This is a genomic window from Streptococcus sinensis, from assembly GCF_000767835.1.
Classification (GTDB): Bacteria; Bacillota; Bacilli; order Lactobacillales; family Streptococcaceae; genus Streptococcus; species Streptococcus sinensis.
In genome coordinates this window covers 63,036-85,321 of record NZ_JPEN01000062.1, presented here as the reverse complement: position 1 = coordinate 85,321, position 22,286 = coordinate 63,036, and the positions used below count along the sequence as shown (strand labels likewise).

Here is a 22,286-nt window from a genome sequence, read left to right as displayed (position 1 = left end):
TTTCATAAAAATAACACCCCAAATGTTAGATTTTTTCTGTCTAACTTTTGGGGTGCGGTTCAATGTTGCTTTCTGGCTTTTTTATATATTTATCTTTTTAAGAAAAAGTCAATTGGCTAGTTATCAAAAAAATTGAAAATAGATTTCTTGAAACCGCTTGCATTATAATATTATAAATAGTATACTAAGTGTGGTATTACAATTCTACAAAAAATATACAAAATAAAGGAGAAATGTATGAAAAAAGTACTTTTTCGTTCACTTCTTGCTCTCTTGACGATTTTCCTGCTTCCTTTTCAGATAGTAGAGGCCTGTACAGGCTTTATCGTCGGCAAGAACTTAACAACAGACGGCTCAACTCTTTATGGCCGGACAGAAGATTTGGAGCCAAACCATAATAAGGTCTTTCTGGTTCATGAGCGAAAGACTAATGCAGCAGGCGAAAAATTAGTCGATCAGGTCAATGGGTTTGAATGGACCCTGCCTGCTGAAAGCTATAAATATACTTCTGTTTCAGATGTGACCCCTGCAGATGGAATCTACGATGAGGTTGGTTTTAATGAGTATGGTGTCTCCATCTCAGCGACTGTCTCAGCTAAGGCCAATAAGGCTATTCAAAAGGTGGATCCTTATGTGGAGAAGGGATTGGCCGAGTCTATCTTAACCACTGTAGTCCTGCCTCATGTCAAGACGGCTCGCGAAGGGGTAGAGCTGATGGGGAAAATTGTAACTGAGCAAGGTGCTGCTGAGGGCAATATCATCACCATTGCTGATAAGACTGGCGTCTGGTATATGGAAATCTTGTCTGGGCACCAGTACGTGGCTATCAAGTTTCCAGATGACAAATACGCAGTCTTTCCTAATACCTTCTTCTTAGGCAGTGTCGACTTTGCTGATACAGAAAATGTCATTGCCTCTGAAGGTGTAGAAGAAGTAGCCAAGAAGGCCGATTCTTATAAGGAAATCGACGGGAAATTCCACATTTCTCAATCCTACAACCCGCCTATGGCAGAAGCAGACCGTTCTCGCGCTTGGGCAGGGATTACCAGTCTAGATCCGGATGCACCGATTTCTTATAACGATGCCTACTTTGATCTCATGCACAGCACGAATAAGAAAATCTCAGTGGCTGATGTCATGAAAATGCAGCGCAACCGTTTTGAAGGCACTCAGTTCAAGCCTTTAGATCAGATGGAACTGGACGGTAAGGGCATCCCTCAGCGCGGTTCAGTAGATCCCGTTTACAAATATCCACTAGGCAATCCGAACGTTATGGAAGCCCATGTTTTCCAACTCAAAGACAATATGCCTGCCAGCATGGGTGGCGGTACTATGTGGCTGGCAGTAGGCAGTCCGCGCTTCTCCCCTTATCTTCCTTACAATGGTAATATCACAGATACTTATGGTGCTTATAAGGTCAACACAACTAGCTACAGTCCAGACTCTTGGTACTGGGTAGCATCTCATATCTATGATATGGCGGCTAAACATCAGGAGCTCTTTGGCACTTCTATACAGGATAAGTGGAAGGCTTTAGAAGCCAAAATGATTGAAGAACAGGCCGGTTTGGACCTTGCCAATGCGGGATTAGAAGATTCATCTGCTCAAGTGACTGCTGAAAGCATAGCCAGAGCAGAAGCTGTATTCAAAGAAATGAAAGCTCTGGAAGCAGAAATGGAAGCTAAGATTAAAGAAGCTGAGACAAAACCGTCTGATTCCAGCAGCTCATCATCTAGCTCTTCTACAGAGACGAGCACTTCTTCCAGCAGCTCATCTACCTCCAGCACCAGCAGTTCCAGCTCCCAACCTTCTACTGATCAGCAGGTTATTGATAGTTTGGTAGACGATGCGACAGGTATCAGTCTGAAAAATGCTGACTTGGTCAAGGCAGGCCTGAAACTATCTGTGACTAAAGTAAACACAGACGACCAAAATGCAGATACTTATGACATCAAGCTGACAGACCCGCAAGTTCAGCCAGTCCATCAGGTCAGCCCTACTCTGGTGACCATGCCAATCCGCAAGGGAGCGACTGTAGAAGGAGTCTATGCCCTTAAAGACGGCAAGCCAGCTGAAAAATTTGAGTTTACTGTAAATGAAAATGGAACAGTCCATTTCACGACAAGCCATTTTTCAAGCTATCAAATTCAATATAAAAAACCAAGCCCTGATGTTAAAAAGACGAGCAAATTCTTACCATCCACTGGTGAGCAAGTCACATTCTTAGGAATTATTGGTGTTATTCTTTTGGGTGTTATTATCTACGTTTTGAAAAAATCTAAAAAGAAATAGAAGCCAGAAATCCCCTCAATCGAATGATTGAAGGGATTTTTACAAATGATGAACTTACTAGATTTTTTAGTTCACACATATTCTGAGTGAAGCTAAGCCTATAATAAAAAATAAACTGAATGCCTATCTCAGTACCACTGACTGTAGTCATAGGTATTGAGGATGATGTCAGTGATTTCTTGCGGACTTTCCTGAGCACCGCTTGTAATCCAGAGAGAGACAATTCCCTCGATGCTGGATAGGAAAATCTCCAGGGCATATTTCTCTGGAGCTCGGAAATTTTCTCGGAGAAAGGCCTCGGTACTGGCAGTTTGTTGCTCACTGAGGATAATGCTAGTCATGAATTCTCGAATGGTTTCCCGAAAGTTGATATATTTGCTTTTTGCCACGGCATTGATCAGGCGCTCATTTTCCTTGAGATTTTGGAAATTTGCCATCATCAGCTCTCGGGGAGATGTTGCATGTTCTTCAAAAAGGCTGCGTAGCTGGGAGATAATTTCCTCTTTGAGGCGCTCCATCATATCATACTTATCAATGTAATGCAGATAAAAAGTTCCGCGATTAATACCGGCTCGCTTGCAGAGTTTACTGACAGAAATATTTTCGAATTTTTCTTCTGAAAGCAGCTGGATTAGAGCTTCCTTGATGTCTTCTTTGGTGGATGTTTGGCGTTTTTGGGCCATCTTTGCTCCTTTTTATTAAATCAACACTTTGTTGATTTCTGACTATTGCAATTCACTTGTTTCCATTATATAATATCTTTGATAAATAATCAACATGTTGTTCATTTAATAAAATCTGCTAGTTATAAAGAATGAAAGGGATGAGGAGATGGCTTACATTGAGTTAAAAAATAGTTTTAAACGCTATCAAACAGGCGATACAGAAATTATTGCGAACAATGATATTTCTTTTGAAATTGAAAAAGGAGAGCTGGTTATTATTTTAGGAGCGTCTGGTGCTGGCAAGTCAACCGTCCTCAATATCTTGGGTGGCATGGATACCAATGATGAGGGACAGATTTTGATAGACGGCCAGAATATTGCTGATTACACCTCTCATCAGTTGACTGACTACCGCCGCAATGATGTGGGTTTTGTCTTTCAGTTTTACAATCTGGTTCCCAATCTGACAGCCAAGGAAAATGTGGAGCTAGCTTCTGAAATTGTCAAGGATGCCCAGGATCCGATAGTGGCTTTGACGGCAGTTGGTTTGGAGAAACGAATCAATAATTTCCCCGCCCAGCTCTCAGGTGGAGAGCAGCAGAGGGTCTCTATCGCTCGGGCAGTAGCCAAAAATCCCAAGCTTTTGCTCTGCGATGAGCCGACCGGGGCCTTGGATTACAAAACTGGTAAACAGGTTCTTCAGATTCTTCAGGACATGTCCCGCAAGCAAGGGGCGACCGTCATCATCGTAACCCACAATGCTGCTTTGGCTCCTATTGCTGATCGGGTTATCCGTATGCATGATGCCCGAATCCAGTCCGTTACTTTAAATGCTAGGACTCAGGATATTGCCAGTCTGGAGTATTAGCGGGGTGAGTATATGAGAAAATCAATTCTTAATAAAGATATCTGGCTCTCCTTTCGTCAGTCAAGAGGACGCTTTATTTCTATTATGAGTCTGATGATGCTGGGCGCTTTTGCTTTGGTTGGGCTCAAGACATCTGGTCCTGATATTGAGCGGTCTGCCAGTCGCTATCTCGCCAGTCTTAACACCATGGATTTAGCTCTTATTTCTGACTATGGGATTAGTAAGGAAGACCAGAAAGAGCTAGATGAGATAGATGGCGTTCAGGTGGAGTACGGTTATTTTACAGATGCTGTGATTGGTGAATCCTATCAAGCCCTTCGGGTCTTTTCTAAGCCAGATAATATTTCTAAATTTAAGCTGGTTTCTGGTAAATATCCAAGAAATGACCGAGAAATTGCACTGCTCAGCTCTTTTCAGGACCGTTACAAAATCGGAGATAAGATTACTGTAAACGAAAAGAATGGCGGAAATCAACTTCTGACTCAGCACAGCTTTACTATTACTGGATTTGTTAACTCAGGAGAGCTGGGTTCCACTGTTAATTTTGGCAATACCAATGTCGGAAATGGGACCTTGTCTGGCTACGCCCTTGTGCTGCCTCAAGCTTTTGATAGTCAAGTCTATACTCTTGCCCGTTTGACTTATACGGATTTAAAGGGGTTGAATTCTTTTGGGCCTAACTATCGAACCAAACTGGAAAAACATCAAAAAGACTTGGAAAAACTGGTCGCAGATAATGCAGAAAATCGTTTGGAAGAAATCCAGTCAGCAGCTAAGAAGAAGATTCAGGACGGTGAGGCCGATTTGCAAAAAGCTCAGCAAAGTCTAATAGATGATGAAAATCAGCTGGCGGATGGGCAAAATCAAATCAATCAGAAACAAACTGATTTAAACCAGGCTCAGTCGCAAATTGCTGAAAATGAAGGAAAACTAAGTCAGGCTGCTACCCAGCTTGCTGAGGCTGAACAGGTACTTGCCGCTTCAAAAGCTCAGCTGGATGCAGTAGCTCCGCAAATTGCTACAGGTCAAAGTCAGTTGAATCAAAACAAGGCACAATTAGATGCGGCGCTTGCACCCCTGATGGCAGCTCAGCAAATCTTAGAGGGTAAAAAGGCGGACTTGGATACAGCCCAAGCTAGTCTCAGCCGAGGTCAGGTCGAATTGGAAGCTGCCAAATCTCAGCTGCAGGCGCAGCTTGCGGTTATTGAGACTCAAGGTGGTAATCCTGCTGATTTTCCGGAAATTGCTGCTGCCCAGCAAGAAATTGCCGCTAAGGAAACAGAATTGGCTGCTGCCCAGCAGGCACTAGAAGCTGGCAATGTCCAATATCAGACGGCACTTACAACCTACCAAGCTCAGGAAGCTTCCTATCAATCTGGCTTAAGCCAGTACCAGGAGGCTGCCGCCCAGTTTGAAAGTAAACAAGCGGCCTATAATGCTGGCTTAAATCAATATCAGACAGGATTAGTCAGTCTTGAAAGTAAAAAAGCTGAATATCGGTCTGGCGTCAATCAGCTGGCCCAAGCCAAAGAACAGTTAGCAGCAGGCCAGCAGCAGATTGACCAAGCTCAAGCAAGCCTAGATGAGAAAAAAGCTGAGTTTGCTCAGCAAAAGGGAGAGGCAGAGAGCAAGATTAAAACGGGACAGGCAGAGATTCAAAAAGCTAAAGAAGAAGCTGCTGGTCTATCGCTTCCAAGTTACCATGTCTATACCCGACGCAACTTTCCGGGAGACACAGAGTATCAGATAACAGCAACTCGTGCCAGCGGTATGTCCTCGGTCGGGAATGTCTTTCCAATTGTACTTTACTTAGTGGCAGCTTTGGTAACCATGACGACGATGACACGTTTTGTGAGTGAGGAACGCATGAACGCAGGAATTCTTCGGGCCTTGGGCTACGAAAACAGAGATGTCATCAAAAAGTTTGTTGTCTATGGTTTAATTGCAGGTGTCTTGGGAACGATTTTGGGTATTCTTGCAGGAACCTACTTTCTGCCCTATATCCTTGGGAAGTCACTCTTCAAAACCTCGACCTACCCAGCGATTAGACTAGATTTCTACTGGCAAATTAGTTTGGCTGCCCTAGTCCTCTCTCTTATTTGCAGTGTTGTACCAGCACTTTACATTGCCCACAAGGAGTTGAAAGAAAAGCCAGCTCAGCTGCTTTTACCCAAGCCTCCAAGCAAGGGTTCAACCATTCTGTTGGAAAAAATCGGCTTTATCTGGCGTCGTCTCAGCTTCGCTCAAAAAGTGACTGCCCGCAACATTTTTCGCTACAAGTTGCGTATGTTTATGACCATCTTTGGGGTGGCTGGTTCCGTCGCTTTGCTCTTTGCAGGACTAGGCATCTCTTCCTCTCTGGGAGGAATTGCAGAGCGGCAATTCGGGGAAATTTTTCAGTATGATATGATTGTTGTGGAAAAGAATCGTAACAGTCAAGCAGAAGAACAGTCTCTGATTCAAGCCTTGAAATCAGACAAAGTATCTGGCTCCCAAGGCATTTACCGTGAGACTTTTACCAAAACCATCAAGGGTCTCAAAGATGAGCAGTCCATTGCTATGTTTGTGTCAAAAAACAATGACTTTAAAGGTTTTATGGAGCTCTACGATAGTCAAAGTGGGCAAAAATTGCCCCTTTCAGATAATGGCATTGTTCTTTCAAGAAAACTGGCGACTGTTTTAAATGTATCGGTCGGAGACAGCATTGAACTGACATCTGATGAAGGGAAGGCCTACAAACTAAAGGTTTCAGGTATCTCAGAAATGTATGCAGGCCACTTTCTTTTCCTGAATCAAACCTATTATGAAAAGGTTTTTGCCCGAGATTTTGCGATTAATGCCTATCTAGTCAAGCTCAAAAATCCTTCAAGCAAGAATATTCAGGCCAGAGCTGCTGATTTTATGAAAGAGACTGGTGTTCAAACCGTCGTACAGGATATTGAAGTGATAGAGTCGATTAATGCAGCTGTCAAATCTTTGGGCTTGGTCATGCAGATTCTAACTTTAGTCTCCATTCTCTTAGCAGTGGTCATCCTTTATAATTTGACTACGATCAATGTCTCTGAGCGGATTCGAGAGTTGTCTACCATCAAGGTACTGGGCTTCCATAACAAGGAAGTAACTCTGTACATCTATCGTGAAACGATAGTCCTCTCACTGATTGGCATTGTGGTCGGAATCTTTGCTGGGAAGGCGCTCCACAGCTTCCTGTTGCAGATGATTGCACCGGAAAATGTTCTTTTCAATCCAGAAGTGTCCTTTACGGTTTACCTGATTCCAGTCATTTCCATCATGGGCATCCTAATCCTTTTAGGTTATATGGTCAATTACAATCTCAGACGGGTAGATATGCTAGAAGCTCTCAAGTCGGTGGATTAATACTCGTTTGTATATATAAAACTTCCCTCAATGTTTTTTGAGTGGAAGTTTTTTTGATCTTTGTTATAATATTTCTTGTATAGAAAGAGAAAGATACGATGAAAAGAAAAATTGCCTTATTATCAGATGTGCATGGGAATAGAACAGCCTTGGAAGCAGTACTGGCGGATGCGGAAAGCAAGCAGGTGACAGATTATTGGTTTTTGGGGGATCTGCTCATGCCAGGGACTGGTCGGCGTAATATTCTGGACAGACTGAATCAGTTGCCCATCAGCCTACAGGTTCGGGGGAATTGGGAAGATAGCCTTTGGCGTGCCCTGCACGGCAAGCTGGACTTGTCCCGCCCTAGCCATCTTTACTTGACCAGGCTCTGCCATTTTATCTTGGAGGAAATTTGTCCAGAAGAAATTGACCGTATGCAAGATTTACCTCTGCAAGTTTTGACAGAAGTAGAAGGTTTGAAAATTGCAGTCAGCCACCACTTGCCGGATAAAAACTGGGGTCGGGAGCTGATTCATATCGGTGAACAGGCCGATTTTGACCGACTCTTTGAGGGAAATGAAGCGGCCATTGCCATCTACGGCCACATCCACCAGCAATTTCTTCGCTATGGGACTAAGGGCCAGCTGGTTATCAATCCAGGCTCCATCGGACAGCCCTTCTTTTTGGACGCGACTTTGCGGCAGGATCTGCGAGCCCAGTATGCTATCATCGAAATTGATGAGACCGGTCTGAAGGATGTGGACTTGTGTAGAGTCGCCTACGATGTTGAGCAGGAGTTGGAAATAGCGCGTGAGCTCCAGTTGCCCTATTACGAAATTTATGAGGAAAGCATAGTCAATGGCATTCACCATACCCACAATCACGATCTCTTGCGAGAAATCAGTGAGCGGGAAGACTATTTTGCCTCGGTTAAGGAGTTCTTGAGAGACCCTTTATAAACTTGCAGCGACTGCAGAACAATGTTTTTTTGTCAATTAAATAAGCGGTCGAAGATTCTTGCTTCGACCGCTTTATCTATTGACATGATTCTAAAATCCTCCGCCACTTCCTCCGTGACTTCTGCCTGATGAAGACGTATGTGTGGTGCTACCACCAGAACTAGAGTTGCTGCTAGGTTCTGGTTTTGGTTGCTTGCTTACCTTTGAGAAGAGGAAGAATTCTTGAGAATTGGTAATCTGAAGGCTGTTTTTCTTGATGTAATCAGCGGCTCCGGTTTGATAATGGACGGATTTGAGCTGACCTTTCATTCCTGTTACGATGAGATAGGCGATACCAAAACCGATAGCCAGAGCCCCAGGAATCCAGTACCAATCTAAAGGTTCCTTGGGGAGATTATGCACATCATAAGGCTGTCCTTTTCTGGCTTGCGTCAGAAAGTCATCGCACTGCTCAGCGTAGGTTGTAAAAGCAGCATTGTAGTCACCATCTTTTAAATCAGGCAAGAACTGCTTTGATAGATAATCTAAGCCAGCATCGGTAAAAGCAGTGATGCCGTAGCCTGTTGTTGAAATGTGCCATTTTCGTTCTGTCATACTGACTAAGAGAAGAAGACCATCGTGGTTTTTCCCTTGGCCGTAGCCGTTGTAATCGAAGTAATCATCTGCAAAGTCTTGGACGCTCTTTCCTTCCAGACTCTTGACGGTTACGACAACGACATCACATTTTTGGCGCTGACTAATGTCTTCGAGCTTTTCTAGCAAGACTTTTTCTTGCTCTGGCTTCAGCAAGTCGGCATCATCTACCAGTAACTTATTGGCTGATGAATCGAGAAGCTTGACCACCTTATTGAGATAATACCGGACACAGCTATAATTGTTTTCACCGCTCTCAAAAGCTTCCCAAAGTATGTCGTCACTCTTTTCGCCTAGCTTTTCTTCAGCATTTCCAGCATAATAGACGATCCACTCGTCCTTTTCCTCATCGACAGCAAGGAGAACGCCTTCGGCTGTCCCTGCAGCTTCTTGATAAATCTTTTCAGCATAGGCTTGAATGCCATCTTCACCTGCTGACTTGGCTGCCAGAAAGTAGACTTTGAAGTGATAGCGCTCATCAATCTCTTTGGCGGCTTTATTAATCTCGGCAATTTCCTCACTGGAAAAGGCGGAAACTTCATCGCGAATATAGCTGGTTTCTTCTTCTGCACAGACGGTTCCAATCATGAGCAAGGAAAGCAGAAGGGTTGTCAGTAAAGTTATGAATTTCTTCAACATAGTCTGATCCTCCTTCTCACAGTAAGTTGATTAGCCATGCTACCGCATAACTAACTAAACTTGCCGCCACGCCAATACCAATCAGCCAACGTCTATAAGCTTGTTTGTCTAATGGCAGGTCGCCGACGAATTTACCAGTCTGACCATTCATGGCAAAGACAAATTTTTTACCATTCCAAGTTGTATTTAAGATCCAAACTGGATAAAGTACATACTTGGTCGAGCCATTTTTTAGTCGGATATTTGATGATTCTGCAACAACGGTATCGAAATTGGTGACCGTGTTTGCAAAGACAGTTTCTGTACTTTGCTTGACACGGCGATTGGCATGAGAAAGACTTTCCTCAGCACCAACATCATACTTGTCTGCCAGATAACCTGCTAAGTATGCAGTCTGAAAATTAACAGCTTCTGAAAAATCAAAGGGTTCAATGGATTCCATCAATTGATTATCTAATTTGCTTGAACCATCAACTGGGATTCGCTCAAAACCTAACTGACCAGAACGAAGAACAGAAAAGTAGTTCGTTTCGGTGTAGTTGTAGTCCTTATCACTCCAGCTTCTCACTCTAGTTGCCTGATACTGAATATCTGCATCCGCTTCTGTATCAAAAAGCCAAAATGGGACATAAAGTCCTTTGACTTCATCGATGTGATTTTGGTCTTTAAAGACCTTGGGGAGGAGGATTTTCCCCACAAGGTGTTTACTTAGTTTTTCCTTGGCTGCTTTTTTGTCCAATTTAAAGGGAATGACATAGTCTGGCTTTAAATCACCAGAAAAGCGTCCCATCATAACGACAGGATTGTCACAGAATGGGCAGGATGTGGCTGCCGTTGATTCATCAGCGACAATTTCACCGCCACAAGACTTACAGACATAGACGGACATGTTATCTGTCTCGCCACTTTCCCATTCACCACCAGCTTGAGAAGTCCACGTTAGATCTTCATCGGCTTGATTTTTTAATGCTTCATCTAATGCCTGCAAACTATCCATATTCAACTCGGTATCACAATAAGGACACTTCATTTTTTGGATAGAACTGTTAAATTCAAGAGCACCGCCGCAATTCGGACATTTATATTCTTGTAATTCTGCCATGATGACCTCCTTTCTACTGTCACCTGTCTATGAGATAGAGAAAAAAGTTTTAAATAAGGTCATGTTCATCGAAAACATTACCACATTCAGGGCAGAATTTTGGTGGGTTGAATGGATCTTCTGGCTGCCAGCCACAGCTGCTGCAACGGTATTGGCGCTTGGCTTCAGGTTTCGGTTGGCCGCAATTTGAGCAGAATTTGCCCTTGTTGACAGTGCCACAAGAACAGGTCCAACTGTCTTGAAGAGGTTTTGGCGAACCACATTCGGGACAGAATTTCCCGGAAGCTTCATGTCCATTTGGGCAAGTCCATTTATCTGTTGGACTTTGAGAAGCTGCAGACGCTGCTTGTGCCTGTTGTTTGGCAGCTTGTTCTTGCTGTCCCATGGCAAAAAGATTTTGAGCATTCATACCGCCGCCCGCGCCTGTTGCCATGCCTAGACCCATGAAACCGGTCATAGCTCCGCCAGGATTATCAGCGGCTGCTTTCATAGCATCTGCCTGTGCACCTACCAAAGTAGCAGCTGCCATGGTCGGATCTTTCATAATGGCCGTACGTTGCGCTTGCTTAATCATTTCAGCATCTTCTTCTGGAAGAGTGATAGAACCCAGAGCTACGCTAATGACTTTCAGCCCACGGAGCTCGCCCCATTTGCTAGATAAGGCTTCGTTCATGGCATTTTCCAGCTCTGTATTGTGGCTCACGATTTGATTTGGCCGCAATTCTAAATCAGATAATTTAGCAAAAGCTGGTTGCAGAGCGCTGATAAATTCAGTTTTCAGTTGTGATTCGAGTTCTTCCCGCAGATATTCTCTTTCTACGTTTCCGCAGACATTGGTGTAGAAAAGAAGCGGGTCAGCAATCTTGTAAGAATAAACGCCAGAGCAGCGGACAGAAACATCTATATCCAGACCGATTTTGGAGTCCACTACCCGAAATGGAATTGGGTTTGGGGTGCCAAACTTATTATCGATAAGTTCTTTGGTATTGAAATAGTAAACACGCTGGTCTTTGCCTGTATCACCACCATAAGTAAACCGTTTACCGATTTGTTTGAAGGTTTCCTTGATGGATTCACCTAAATTACCTGTAAAAATGCTAGGCTCACTAGAGGTGTCGTAAGTAAATTGACCAGGCTCAGCACAGACTTCAACAATTTTTCCTTGTTCGACAATCATCATACATTGACCGTCTGCCACAGCAATTCCAGAGCCGTTCGAAATAATGTTGTCGTTGCCCTTAGTATTGGAGGAACGTCCAGATATTTGTTTTTGCCCTTTGACCACCATAACGGACTTGTCCATGGCATCACAGTAAAAAAATTCCTTCCATTGATCGGCTAAGACGCCTCCTACGGCGCCAATTCCTGCTTTAATAAGGCCCATAAGAATCTCCTTTCTTTTTACAAAACACGCTGATTGGCATTAATTTAAAGATTCCTGATAAATCACCTCATCTCTTTTGACAGTGAATTTTGAGTATAGCAAAAAATCGTGTGCTGATGAACACACTTTTATATTTTCTAATTTTATAATTTGCTTGACTCGAAGTTTTGAAAACGCTTTCCTATATAAACTATTATATCATATTTTTGGAAGATTACAATAATTTATAGAAGAAAACAGGTAAACAGAAACCAGAAGCAGAGACAAGAATATATAAGTAACACTTGAAGTTACAACGTTTTTGATATATAATAAAGGAGAATAAGAGCAGAGAGGAGAATGAAATGCAAATTTCTAGCCGTTTTACTATGGCGACCCACATCCTAGTGGTTATCGCTCTAGAATGTAAAAATGAAAAAATAACGAGCGATTTGTTGGCAGGCAGTGTCGGAGTTAATCCAGTTATTATCCGCAAGACCTTGTCCCAACTTAAGAAGGCTGGCTTGATTACCGTTGCCCGCGGAACAGGAGGAGCAGAGCTTGCTAAGGATTTGAAAGACATCACGCTCTTGGATGTCTATCAGGCAGTAGAATGCCTGGGCAAGAGCGGCCAGCTCTTTAGTTTCCATGACAATCCTAATCCAGACTGTCCGATCGGCAAGAACATTCACACTGTTTTAGACGACCGCTTGGCTGCTATCCAGACAGCCATGGAAGCAGAATTAGCTCAAACCAATCTGGCCCAAGTCGTTGCGGCTGCGGAAAAAGAAATTCAACAACAAGCTGTTTCCCAATAATCAGCTTGTTGTTTTGCAATTTCCAATGGCTTTGTTTATAGTAGCAGACATACATTTATTTTGAGAAGGTTGCTATGAAAAACAGAGCGAGTGGATAGATGCTCTGAAGACGAGGAAAGCAGATAAAAAGTACCAAATTCGGGTTTTTTACCGTACTTTAAATATGGTAAAATGGATATGACCAAAATATGAAAAAAGTATAGAATGGCGAAATAATAAACGCAAATATTCTTTTTTTATGATGAATAAGAATAGAGAAAATTTGAATGTACAGAGGAAAAAGCATGAGATTACCCCAAAATAAGACAAAGCATGAACTTACAAAATTATGGACTGGGGAGCTCATGGCTGTTGTATCATTTTGGCTATGTTTTTTTGCTTTAAAAGACTGGCTCTTAAATACAATGATGTTGATTTCTATTTTATATCCACTAACTGTATTGAGTTTAATTCTTATTCAGGGTTCCTTATATTGGCTGATTTTGTTAAAGAGATTATCCAAGCCGCAATTTGCCAGAACAAATACAAGAAAGATATACAGCATCTTTAAAATGATTGATTTGATTTTATTATGCTTCGGCGTCCCTATGATTATACTCTGTTTTGTAAATGTTCCTATAATGATGTTCGCAAGTTTCATCTTGACCTTTGCAGTAATTGAGTGGATAAACTATTACAAAGTACGATTATCTTACAGTGCGAATCCTTTCGTTTTATTGAGACGTATTAAAAACGGGAAATTGTCAAAGAGTAGATTAGCTAAAGAACTTAGTGGAAAATAACTTGCAGATTGTCTAACCGAAACAATTAAATACAATTCTACTACATAGTCATTCATCAAACAGTAAGTCCAAATGATTTACTGTTTTTTTATTGTGCAAAATTAGAAAAAGAGAATACCCTTATGAATAATAAAATACATCAACAGAAATAAAGTCAGAAATAGAAACTAAACAGGAGGACTTAGAGAAGTACGAAAAAGATGTCCAACTTAAAAACAGGGAAAAGCTAATTAGAAAATATCAAGCATTGAAGATAAAATATAAATCCCAGACTGATAGGACGAGGTGTAATTTTAGAGAATTTTATAGACGGAGCAAGCAGATAAAAGTACCAAATCCAGTGCTTTTTAACTTACTTTAAATATGATAAAATAGATATGATTAAAATATGGAAAGAGTATAAAATGGCGAAAAAATCAAACGCAAATATTGGATTTGAAAAGGAACTATGGAATGCTGCAGATTCACTTCGAGGACACATTTCAGCATCAGAGTATAGAAAAGTAATTGTTGGTCTAATCTTTTTAAAATATGTATCAGATGCTTTTGAAGAAAAATACCAACAATTACTTGCAGAGGGTGACGGATTTGAGAATGATCCTGATGCATATTCAGAGGAGAATATTTTCTTCGTCCCTGAAATAGCTAGATGGCAATTTATTGCGAGTCATGCCCATTCTTCGGAAATTGGCACAGTCTTGGATGAGGCCATGCGTGAAATTGAAGAGGATAATCCTAGTCTAGAGAATGTCCTTCCTCAGATCTATGCCAGTCCAGACTTAGATAAGCGAGTTTTAGGGGAAGTTGTAGACATTTTTACTAATATTCAAATGTATGAAGGTGAGAATGAAAAAGATTTACTTGGGCGTGCTTATGAATATTGTATTGAACAGTTTGCGGCATATGAAGGAAAACGAGGCGGTGAATTTTATACTCCGACCAGTATCGTAAAAACGATTGTAGAAATATTAAAGCCTTATAGAGGCCGTGTTTATGATCCTGCTTGTGGTTCAGGTGGTATGTTTGTTCAGTCAGCTAAGTTTATAGAGAATCATAGTGGAAATATTAATAATTTATCTGTTTTTGGTCAAGAATCCAATGCTGATACTTGGAAGATGGCCAAGATGAACATGGTTATTCGAGGTATTGATGCGGATTTTGGTGAGCACCAAGCGAACAGCTTTTTCAATGATTTACATCCAACACTAAAAGCTAACTATATCATGGCTAATCCCCCTTTTAATATTTCCAACTGGGGAGCAGATAAACTACAAGATGATATTCGCTGGAAATACGGAACCCCACCTAATAGCAATGCAAACTATGCTTGGATTCAGCACATGATTCATCACATGGATCCTAGTAATGGCAAGGTTGGCTTGGTTTTGGCAAATGGCTCACTCTCATCGACTCAGAGCGGTGAAGGTGACATTCGTAAAAAAATTATTGAAGATGACTTGATAGAAGGGATTGTCGCCTTACCATCTAATCTTTTTTATAGCGTAACCATTCCAGCTTGCCTCTGGTTTATCAGTAAAAACAAAAAACAAAAGGGAAAGACTGTCTTTATCGATGCCCGTAATATGGGTGAAATGGTTGATCGAAAGCACCGTGATTTTAGTGATAAAGACATTAAAAAAATAGCAGATACCTTTGAAGCTTTTCAAAAAGGAGAACTTGAAGATGTTAAAGGCTTCTGTGCAGTTGCAGAAACCTCGGAAATTGCTAAACAAGACTATATTTTAACACCTGGACGCTATGTGGGCATTGAGGAACAGGAAGATGACGGAGAACCATTTGAAGAAAAAATGAACCGCTTGACTAGTGAGCTATCAGAGCTCTTTACTAAATCGCATGAACTGGAAGATGAAATTCGCAAGAGATTGGGGGAGATTGGGTTTGAGATATAGAATAGGTGATTTATGTGAGAGTATTTCTGCCACTTTTGACAAATCCAAGGATAAAGTGGTTCTCATTAATACATCAGATATATTTGATGGAAAAGTGCTTAATCATAGTTATGTTAAAAATATTAAGTTAAAAGGACAGTTTAAAAAAACATTTCAAAGAGGAGACATTCTTTTTTCTGAAATTCGTCCGAAAAACAAACGATTTGCTTTTGTAGATTTTGATGCGAAAGATTATGTTGCATCAACAAAATTGATGGTTATTAGAGCGAACAATAATGTGGATAGTCAGTTTTTATATCAGTTATTAAGATCTCAGACTATGTTGGAACAACTTCAGATATTAGCAGAAACAAGAAGTGGGACTTTTCCTCAAATCACTTTTACTGAGTTATCAGCTATTGAAGTTAATTTACCGCCAAGAGAAGTTCAAAAGAAGATTGTTGACTTAATAGGAGTAATTGATGACAAAATAGAGAACAATAAAAAGATAAATCATCATTTAGTGGCTTGATTTACTAAAATTTCTCCCGATAGGAGTTTGGGGAGCAGGGTGTCACGAAGATTGGTCAATTTTTCAATTTCTAATCCATTTGTAGCAATTGTATTTCTGAGCTTTTGGACAATATTTGAAAATTTATGGACTGAATTTAGGGTTGGAATAATGATTTTTTCATTTTCTAATAAGCTTGAAATATCAAGGTTTTTAATTCCTGTTGTTCCATTTTCATATAAAAACATGACATTGTGTTCATATAAGTATCGCCAATAATAATATATAAATTCAGAGTATCCCTCTTTAGGTTTTATAGCTCGACAAAAATTTGTACATACCATGTCACACTCATATCTATCAAGGAGTGATTGGGTAATCAAAGCACATCGACCAGTTGATTGAGTTGGACTGCCACCCGAAATTTCAATAACAATATTGTTGGCTGTCAGTTGTTTATTAATGAAATTTTTAGGTAATATGTAACGTACAGGCATTTTTCCTTTATTACCAAAAGTGATTTCTGGTAGGTCAGCACCACGCATACAGTAAACCATCTTTTGGTAGTTTCCTATGGGATTTTCTTTGCCCCAATCGCCACTTAATGTGGAGGAGACTATTTCAGAAAATACTCCTTNTCTGGCGAAATTCCCGTTAATCAAGTCACTAAATGATGATTTATCAAAATAATATTAAATGAAAGGAGAAATATTGAAAGTAGGATTATTGGATAAGAATATCCGAAAACAGTTTTATAAGTTCTGCTCGAAATTAACAGCTATCTTAACAGTTGGATTGATTTTTATAGATATACCAAGAAATTTTAAACTATTAGCTGGTATTATCTATCTTGCAGTATTAGTCATCGCTTATCTGATTTATTGGCATATTGCTAATAAAATGACTCAAACCGCAATAAAAATAGGTCTCACTACAGTTATTGTAAAGTCAGGTGATATTTTTAAAGAAAATGGGTTAAAAGCAATTGCCTTTAATGAATTTTTTGATACGGTAGTTGATGATAAAATAATTGCCAAGAAGTCTTTAAACGGGCAGTTTATTATAAATCATATTGATAATATTGAAAAACTAAATTCTGATATTGAGAATGATGATTATTTAAAGAGCAGTATTGTGGGAAAAGGAGTAAAACGAAAGCAAGGAAAAACAACTAAATACAGGCTAGGAAGTTCCATTTTGATAGACGATGAATATATTTTGACTGCTTTTAGCCGATTTAATAAAAACAACCAAGCGGAACTAACTATTCAAGAATATGTCAATTTTCTTTTAACATTTTGGAACGAAATTAATAGATTATATGCTCAAAGATCGGTTACAGTTCCAGTATTTGGTTCTGGAATAACGAGGTTTAAAAATGGTTTTGAGGATATTGATATTAATGAATTGTTACGGATTATGATTTGGACTTTTAAAATTAGTAAAATCAAATTTGCATATCCTGCAAAATTAACTATTATCATACACAATGACTTACTCAGCCAAGTAAATTTATATGAATTAAGGGAGAATGAATAATGGCCTATCGTAATAAAACTTATGTTGCTTTTGATGGTGATAATGATATGCGTTATTATCAGTTAATGAAAGCATGGAAGCAAAATGACAACACATTATTTAATTTTCATGATGCTCATGATATTAACAGCGCTAGAGATACAAGCCAGGAAGAGTCAATTAAAAGACAGCTTCGTGAAAGAATGGCTAACAGTAAGGCATTTGTTTTATTAATTGGCGAACATACTAAATACTTAACAAAATTCGTAAAATGGGAAATTGAACTTGCTATTAAGAAAGGGTTGCCAATTATCTGTGTTAATCTAAATAAAAACAAAAGGAAAGATGAATTGTGTCCGTCAAGTTTGAATGGACAGTTGGCAATATTCATTCCTTTTGGAAGCAAAATGATGCAATATGCTCTTGAGAATTGGCCAAAATCGCATGAGCAATACCTTAAAAATGGAGAAATAAGTTCTTACTGTTATAAAGATGCGGTATATAAACGATTGGGCCTGTAAGTTAAAAGTGATATAGGAGCTACATTATGGGATTTACTGAAGACAACTATGAAAATGCGGTTATTGAACTTTTTCGTGATAGTTTGGGCTATTCATATGTTTATGGTCCAGATGTAGAGCGTGACTATAAACTGCCTTTATACATGGAGGAACTTCGTCCTGCTTTGGAGAGGATTAATGCTAAGTTGCCGACTGGTGCGATTCAGGCTGCTATTGAAAAGCTGCAGCGTTTTGAGACAGGGTCCTTGCTTCAGAAAAATAAGGTTTTCACAGATTATCTGCAAAATGGTATTGAAGTTTCCTATTTTTATCAAGGAAAAACACGGTCCAGCCTCGTTTATTTGGCTGATTTTGAGAATGTCCATAATAATAGCTTTACAGTTATCAATCAATGGGCTATCGTGGAAAAAAGCAATAAGCGCCCTGATATTATAGTGTTTTTGAATGGTTTGCCAGTAGTTGTTTTTGAGTTGAAAAGTCCTTCTCGCCAAGAAACAGATGCTTCTGATGCCTACCGTCAGCTTAAAACATATCAGAAAGAAATTCCAACGTTATTCAACTATAATGCTTTTTGCGTGATGACGGATTTGGCGACTTCAAAGGCAGGCACAATTACTGCTGGTGAGGACCGTTTCATGGAGTGGAAGACGACGGACGGTAGTTTTGAAGATACGCAATATGCAAATTTTACGACCTTCATTGAGGGAATATTTGACAAGACAAGATTCTTAGATATTTTAAAAAATTTCATCTGTTTTTCTGATGATGCTAAGATTTTAGCTGCTTATCATCAGTATTTTGCAGTGAATAAGGCTGCTCTTTCAACCTTGAATGCGACTAAAACGGATGGGCGTGGGGGTGTCTTTTGGCATACGCAAGGGAGTGGGAAATCTCTATCCATGGTTTTCTATGCTCATCTGCTGCAGAAAGTTTTAGACTCGCCAACTATTGTCGTTTTGACTGATCGAAATGATTTGGACGAACAGTTATATGGACAGTTTTCCAAATGCCAAGATTTTCTGAGACAGACACCAATTCGGGCAGAGAGCCGTTTACATCTGAAAGAACTATTGACTGGTCGCCAAGCCAATGGCATTATATTTACAACTATGCAGAAGTTTTCAGAGTCAGAAGAGGCGCTTTCTGATAGAAGAAACATTGTTGTCATGGCTGATGAGGCTCATCGTGGACAGTATGGACTTGAAGAAAAGATTAAAATGACCAAAGGAAAAGATGGAGAAAGCGAAGCGAAACTAGTCGTCGGAGCAGCCAGATTGATTAGAGATAGCTTGCCTAATGCGACTTATATTGGCTTCACTGGAACGCCTATTTCTACTAAAGATAAGTCTACAACAGAGGTTTTTGGTAATTACATTGATGTTTACGATATGACACAGGCGGTTGAAGATGGCGCCACTCGGCCCGTCTATTATGAAAGCCGTGTCATGCATTTAAAATTAGATGAAAATATCTTGCGTTTGATTGATGAAGAGTATGACTTGATGGCACAAAGCGCTGAATCACATGCGATTGATAGAAGCAAGAAGGAATTGGGGCGTCTTGATAGTATTTTAGGGGCCGATCAAACTATTAGTGCCTTGTGTGAAGATATTATTACTCATTATGAAGAAAATCGTGCGCAGGAATTAACTGGAAAAGCAATGATTGTTGCTTATTCTCGTCCGATTGCGATGAAAATTTATCGTACCTTGCTTGAAAAGCGTCCGAATTGGACAGAAAAAATTGGAGTTGTCATGACTTCTAGTAATAATGATCCGGAAGAATGGCATGATATAGTAGGGAATAAGCGCCATAAAGAAGAGATGGCTAAAAAGTTTAAAGACAATGAAAGCCCATTTAAGATTGCTATCGTCGTTGATATGTGGCTGACTGGATTTGATGTTCCTAGCCTTGCAACCATGTATGTATACAAGCCAATGCAAGGTCATAATCTTATGCAGGCAATCGCTCGTGTTAACCGTGTATACAAAAATAAAGAGGGTGGACTTGTAGTTGATTACATCGGTATTGCAAGTGCTTTAAAGCAAGCCATGAACGATTATACAAATCGAGACAAAGGTAATTTTGGGGACACTGATATAGCTAAGACAGCTTTACCAAAGTTTGTCGAAAAACTAGAGGTCTGTCGTGATTTGTTTTATGGGTTTGACTATTCAGAATTCATGCTCTCTAAATCAAGTGATTTAATTAGAGCTAAAACAATTAGTGGCGGGGTAAACTTCTTGTCAAGTCTAGACAAGGAGAAGAAGAAAGAGCTCTTCATAAAAGAATCGTTACTCTTACGCCAAGCGTTATCACTTTGTCGTTCTTTGCTTACTCCTGAGCAACGTTTTGAAGCAGCTTATTTTGAAGCAGTCAGAACATTGCTGACACGAATAACTGGGGAGGGTAAAAAGCTTTCTTTGAAAGATATTAATGATCGTATCAATGAGTTACTAAAAGCTTCTATCAAGAGTGAAGGCGTCATTAATTTATTCTCAGATATTGATACAGGATTTTCGTTATTTGATCCTAAATTTTTAGATGAAATCTCTAAAATGAAGGAGAAAAACATAGCGGTAGAACTCTTAAAAAAATTATTACAAGAGCAAATTACCTTATATCAAAGAACGAATTTAGTCAAATCCGAAAAGTTTTCAGAAATTCTTTCGCGAGCGATGAGAGCGTATCTGAATGGCATGCTTTCGAATGAAGAAGTTATTGCTGAATTAATGAAAATGGCCAAAGAAATGGCGAAGGCTCACGAAGAGGGGGATTCTTTAGGTCTTACAGATGAAGAATTGGCTTTCTATGATGCTTTGACGCAACCACAAGCAGTCAAAGACTTTTATGAAAATGATGAGCTTGTTGCAATGACTCATGAATTAACGGAGACATTGCGCAAAAGCAGAACTATTGATTGGCAGAAAAAACATTCTGCGCGTGCTCGTATGCGCATGCTTGTTAAACGGCTCCTTAGGAAATACAAATATCCACCAGAGGGTGTCGAAGACGCCATTGTGACTGTTATCAAACAATGTGAAATGTGGACAGATAATCCTGATAATAATTATGAGTCCTATTCGTTTTCTGATCAATTGATGGTTGCTGAAAAATAATATTTACTCAAAATACCAGTCATTTTTTGAGAATCCTTCTAAAATGGTTGATTACAATATTTTCGCTATTTCAGAACATGTAAACAGGAAGCTCTGTAATCTGCGACAAGCAAAAAGCACCAAATTTGGTGCTTTTCTGCTATGTTAATCAAAATACAACAAATCCTTGCTGGTTTCGGTGAAGAGTTCAAAACCATTCTTAGTGACATGACCGCAGTCTTCAATGCGGACACCAACCTTGCCAGGGATGTAGATACCGGGCTCGACAGAGAAGCACATGCCTTCCTCGATGACCATGTCGTTGCCCTCCATGATGGATGGGAATTCGTGGACATCCATACCGATGCCGTGACCCAGACGGTGGTTGAAATACTCACCATAGCCAGCTTTTTCGATGACCTCGCGAGCCGCTCGATCCACTTCATGAGCTGTGACGCCTGGTTTGATAAAGTCAAGCGCTGCTTGCTGGGCTTCCAATGTCAGATGGTAGATATCTTTTTTGAACTGGTCCGGTTGCCCGACAGCGACGGTCCGTGTCATATCACTGGCATAGCCATTAACCATGCAACCCAGGTCAAAGAGGAGGAGGGCATTATTTTCTACTTTGTTAGCTCCGGGAATGCCATGAGGATTGGCTGCGTTATTGCCTGTCAGAACCATGGTTTCAAAGCTCATCTCATAGCCTTCTCGCTTGATAGCAAAATCAATTTGAGCGATGATGTCTGTTTCGGTATTATCCAGTGAAATATTGTCAAAACCAATATTGACAGCCTTGTCGGCATACTGGCCAGCTACCAGCATTTTCTGGATTTCGTCGGCTGATTTGATCAAGCGCAAGCGGTTGATATAAGGAGTTAGATTGACAAATTCAGCCCCGTCAAAAACGGTACGCAGGCCGTGATATTTGGTTAAAATGAGATTGTCAAACTCGACTGCTACTTGTTTGAAGATTTGAGATGGTAGGGAAATTTTGATCTTTTCCCAAGGATTTTCAGAATCAACATAGCCTACAACCTTAAAATCCACGATGGATGAAGCGCGCTCAACCTCAAGTGCAGGTACGAAAAGAAGCGGCTCATGGTCGGTGTAGACGAGTAGAAACATTTGGCGTTCATGAGGGTCGCTGTAAAAACCAGTTAGGTACTGAATCGTTACAGGATCGGATATGACAGCCACATCTTTTTTTTCATTTTCAAGATAAGTGATGATTTGATTGATTTTTGTCATGTTTCGACCTTCTTTCTATG

General features: G+C 40.3%; 17 protein-coding genes. 11 read left to right on the top strand and 6 right to left on the bottom strand.

From position 1 onward, the window contains the following. Window positions 1-237: 237 nt before the first annotated feature. Window positions 238-2,292, top strand: a complete 2,055-nt coding sequence (locus SSIN_RS05005; RefSeq protein WP_037616421.1) for a C69 family dipeptidase — start codon at window positions 238-240, stop codon at window positions 2,290-2,292. Window positions 2,293-2,420: 128 nt separating this feature from the next. On the opposite strand, the gene SSIN_RS05000 is transcribed toward SSIN_RS05005, so the two are convergent. Further along, window positions 2,421-2,975, bottom strand: a complete 555-nt coding sequence (locus tag SSIN_RS05000) for a TetR/AcrR family transcriptional regulator (RefSeq protein ID WP_037616420.1) — start codon at window positions 2,973-2,975, stop codon at window positions 2,421-2,423. Window positions 2,976-3,123: 148 nt separating this feature from the next. Between SSIN_RS05000 and SSIN_RS04995 the strand changes: the two genes are divergently transcribed. The 3 genes from SSIN_RS04995 (at window position 3,124) to SSIN_RS04985 (ending at window position 8,144) form a co-directional block, all read left to right on the top strand. Next, on the top strand, window positions 3,124-3,825 hold the full coding sequence (locus SSIN_RS04995; RefSeq protein WP_037616418.1) for an ABC transporter ATP-binding protein: 702 nt from the start codon (window positions 3,124-3,126) through the stop codon (window positions 3,823-3,825). 12 nt (window positions 3,826-3,837) lie between these two features. Continuing rightward, window positions 3,838-7,203, top strand: a complete 3,366-nt coding sequence (locus SSIN_RS04990; protein ID WP_037616416.1) for an FtsX-like permease family protein — start codon at window positions 3,838-3,840, stop codon at window positions 7,201-7,203. 98 nt (window positions 7,204-7,301) lie between these two features. After that, window positions 7,302-8,144, top strand: a complete 843-nt coding sequence (locus tag SSIN_RS04985) for a metallophosphoesterase family protein (protein ID WP_037616413.1) — start codon at window positions 7,302-7,304, stop codon at window positions 8,142-8,144. A gap of 90 nt (window positions 8,145-8,234) precedes the next feature. On the opposite strand, the gene SSIN_RS04980 is transcribed toward SSIN_RS04985, so the two are convergent. The 3 genes from SSIN_RS04980 to SSIN_RS04970 are packed head-to-tail and all read right to left on the bottom strand — an operon-like array spanning window position 8,235 to window position 11,902. Continuing rightward, window positions 8,235-9,416 carry a TPM domain-containing protein gene (locus SSIN_RS04980; protein WP_037616411.1) on the bottom strand — a complete coding sequence of 394 codons (1,182 nt, stop codon included), beginning with the start codon at window positions 9,414-9,416 and terminating at the stop codon, window positions 8,235-8,237. A gap of 16 nt (window positions 9,417-9,432) precedes the next feature. After that, entirely contained in the window at window positions 9,433-10,518 is a 1,086-nt protein-coding gene (locus tag SSIN_RS04975; protein ID WP_037616409.1) for a TFIIB-type zinc ribbon-containing protein, read from the bottom strand. 49 nt (window positions 10,519-10,567) lie between these two features. Further along, window positions 10,568-11,902 carry an SPFH domain-containing protein gene (locus SSIN_RS04970; RefSeq protein ID WP_037616407.1) on the bottom strand — a complete coding sequence of 445 codons (1,335 nt, stop codon included), beginning with the start codon at window positions 11,900-11,902 and terminating at the stop codon, window positions 10,568-10,570. A gap of 344 nt (window positions 11,903-12,246) precedes the next feature. On the opposite strand from SSIN_RS04970, the gene SSIN_RS04965 reads away from it, so the two are divergent. The 4 genes from SSIN_RS04965 (at window position 12,247) to SSIN_RS04950 (ending at window position 15,902) form a co-directional block, all read left to right on the top strand. Continuing rightward, window positions 12,247-12,699 carry an Rrf2 family transcriptional regulator gene (locus tag SSIN_RS04965; RefSeq protein WP_037616405.1) on the top strand — a complete coding sequence of 151 codons (453 nt, stop codon included), beginning with the start codon at window positions 12,247-12,249 and terminating at the stop codon, window positions 12,697-12,699. Between the two features lie 284 nt (window positions 12,700-12,983). Next, window positions 12,984-13,481, top strand: coding sequence for a hypothetical protein (locus SSIN_RS04960; protein ID WP_037616403.1), 498 nt, complete (start codon window positions 12,984-12,986; stop codon window positions 13,479-13,481). Between the two features lie 404 nt (window positions 13,482-13,885). Beyond that, the gene (locus tag SSIN_RS04955; protein WP_037616401.1) at window positions 13,886-15,391 is read left to right on the top strand and encodes a type I restriction-modification system subunit M; all 1,506 of its coding nucleotides are present in this window, start codon (window positions 13,886-13,888) and stop codon (window positions 15,389-15,391) included. Next, window positions 15,381-15,902 (top strand): restriction endonuclease subunit S, encoded by a 522-nt coding sequence (locus SSIN_RS04950; protein ID WP_037616399.1) that lies wholly within the window; start codon window positions 15,381-15,383, stop codon window positions 15,900-15,902. The genes SSIN_RS04955 and SSIN_RS04950 overlap by 11 nt, the downstream gene beginning before the upstream one ends. Here SSIN_RS04950 and SSIN_RS04945 read toward each other — a convergent pair. Beyond that, window positions 15,887-16,543 (bottom strand): restriction endonuclease subunit S, encoded by a 657-nt coding sequence (locus tag SSIN_RS04945; RefSeq protein ID WP_167332867.1) that lies wholly within the window; start codon window positions 16,541-16,543, stop codon window positions 15,887-15,889. The genes SSIN_RS04950 and SSIN_RS04945 overlap by 16 nt on opposite strands. A gap of 49 nt (window positions 16,544-16,592) precedes the next feature. On the opposite strand from SSIN_RS04945, the gene SSIN_RS04940 reads away from it, so the two are divergent. The 3 genes from SSIN_RS04940 to SSIN_RS04930 are packed head-to-tail and all read left to right on the top strand — an operon-like array spanning window position 16,593 to window position 21,039. After that, entirely contained in the window at window positions 16,593-17,420 is an 828-nt protein-coding gene (locus SSIN_RS04940; RefSeq protein WP_037616396.1) for a macro domain-containing protein, read from the top strand. Continuing rightward, a complete protein-coding gene (locus SSIN_RS04935) occupies window positions 17,420-17,920 on the top strand; it encodes a TIR domain-containing protein (protein ID WP_037616394.1) in 501 nt (166 codons plus the stop codon). Before SSIN_RS04940 ends, SSIN_RS04935 begins: the two co-directional genes overlap by 1 nt. 26 nt (window positions 17,921-17,946) lie before the next feature. Continuing rightward, entirely contained in the window at window positions 17,947-21,039 is a 3,093-nt protein-coding gene (locus SSIN_RS04930; protein WP_037616392.1) for a type I restriction endonuclease subunit R, read from the top strand. Between the two features lie 144 nt (window positions 21,040-21,183). On the opposite strand, the gene SSIN_RS04925 is transcribed toward SSIN_RS04930, so the two are convergent. Continuing rightward, a complete protein-coding gene (locus SSIN_RS04925) occupies window positions 21,184-22,266 on the bottom strand; it encodes a M24 family metallopeptidase (RefSeq protein WP_037616390.1) in 1,083 nt (360 codons plus the stop codon). Between the last annotated feature and the right edge of the window lie 20 nt (window positions 22,267-22,286).

Coding starts and splice junctions, on each gene's coding strand:
- SSIN_RS05005 (WP_037616421.1), top strand. CDS start 238: ATGAAAAAAGTACTTTTTCGTTCACTTCTTGCTCTCTTGACGATTTTC.
- SSIN_RS05000 (WP_037616420.1), bottom strand. CDS start 2,975: ATGGCCCAAAAACGCCAAACATCCACCAAAGAAGACATCAAGGAAGCT.
- SSIN_RS04995 (WP_037616418.1), top strand. CDS start 3,124: ATGGCTTACATTGAGTTAAAAAATAGTTTTAAACGCTATCAAACAGGC.
- SSIN_RS04990 (WP_037616416.1), top strand. CDS start 3,838: ATGAGAAAATCAATTCTTAATAAAGATATCTGGCTCTCCTTTCGTCAG.
- SSIN_RS04985 (WP_037616413.1), top strand. CDS start 7,302: ATGAAAAGAAAAATTGCCTTATTATCAGATGTGCATGGGAATAGAACA.
- SSIN_RS04980 (WP_037616411.1), bottom strand. CDS start 9,416: ATGTTGAAGAAATTCATAACTTTACTGACAACCCTTCTGCTTTCCTTG.
- SSIN_RS04975 (WP_037616409.1), bottom strand. CDS start 10,518: ATGGCAGAATTACAAGAATATAAATGTCCGAATTGCGGCGGTGCTCTT.
- SSIN_RS04970 (WP_037616407.1), bottom strand. CDS start 11,902: ATGGGCCTTATTAAAGCAGGAATTGGCGCCGTAGGAGGCGTCTTAGCC.
- SSIN_RS04965 (WP_037616405.1), top strand. CDS start 12,247: ATGCAAATTTCTAGCCGTTTTACTATGGCGACCCACATCCTAGTGGTT.
- SSIN_RS04960 (WP_037616403.1), top strand. CDS start 12,984: ATGAGATTACCCCAAAATAAGACAAAGCATGAACTTACAAAATTATGG.
- SSIN_RS04955 (WP_037616401.1), top strand. CDS start 13,886: ATGGCGAAAAAATCAAACGCAAATATTGGATTTGAAAAGGAACTATGG.
- SSIN_RS04935 (WP_037616394.1), top strand. CDS start 17,420: ATGGCCTATCGTAATAAAACTTATGTTGCTTTTGATGGTGATAATGAT.
- SSIN_RS04930 (WP_037616392.1), top strand. CDS start 17,947: ATGGGATTTACTGAAGACAACTATGAAAATGCGGTTATTGAACTTTTT.
- SSIN_RS04925 (WP_037616390.1), bottom strand. CDS start 22,266: ATGACAAAAATCAATCAAATCATCACTTATCTTGAAAATGAAAAAAAA.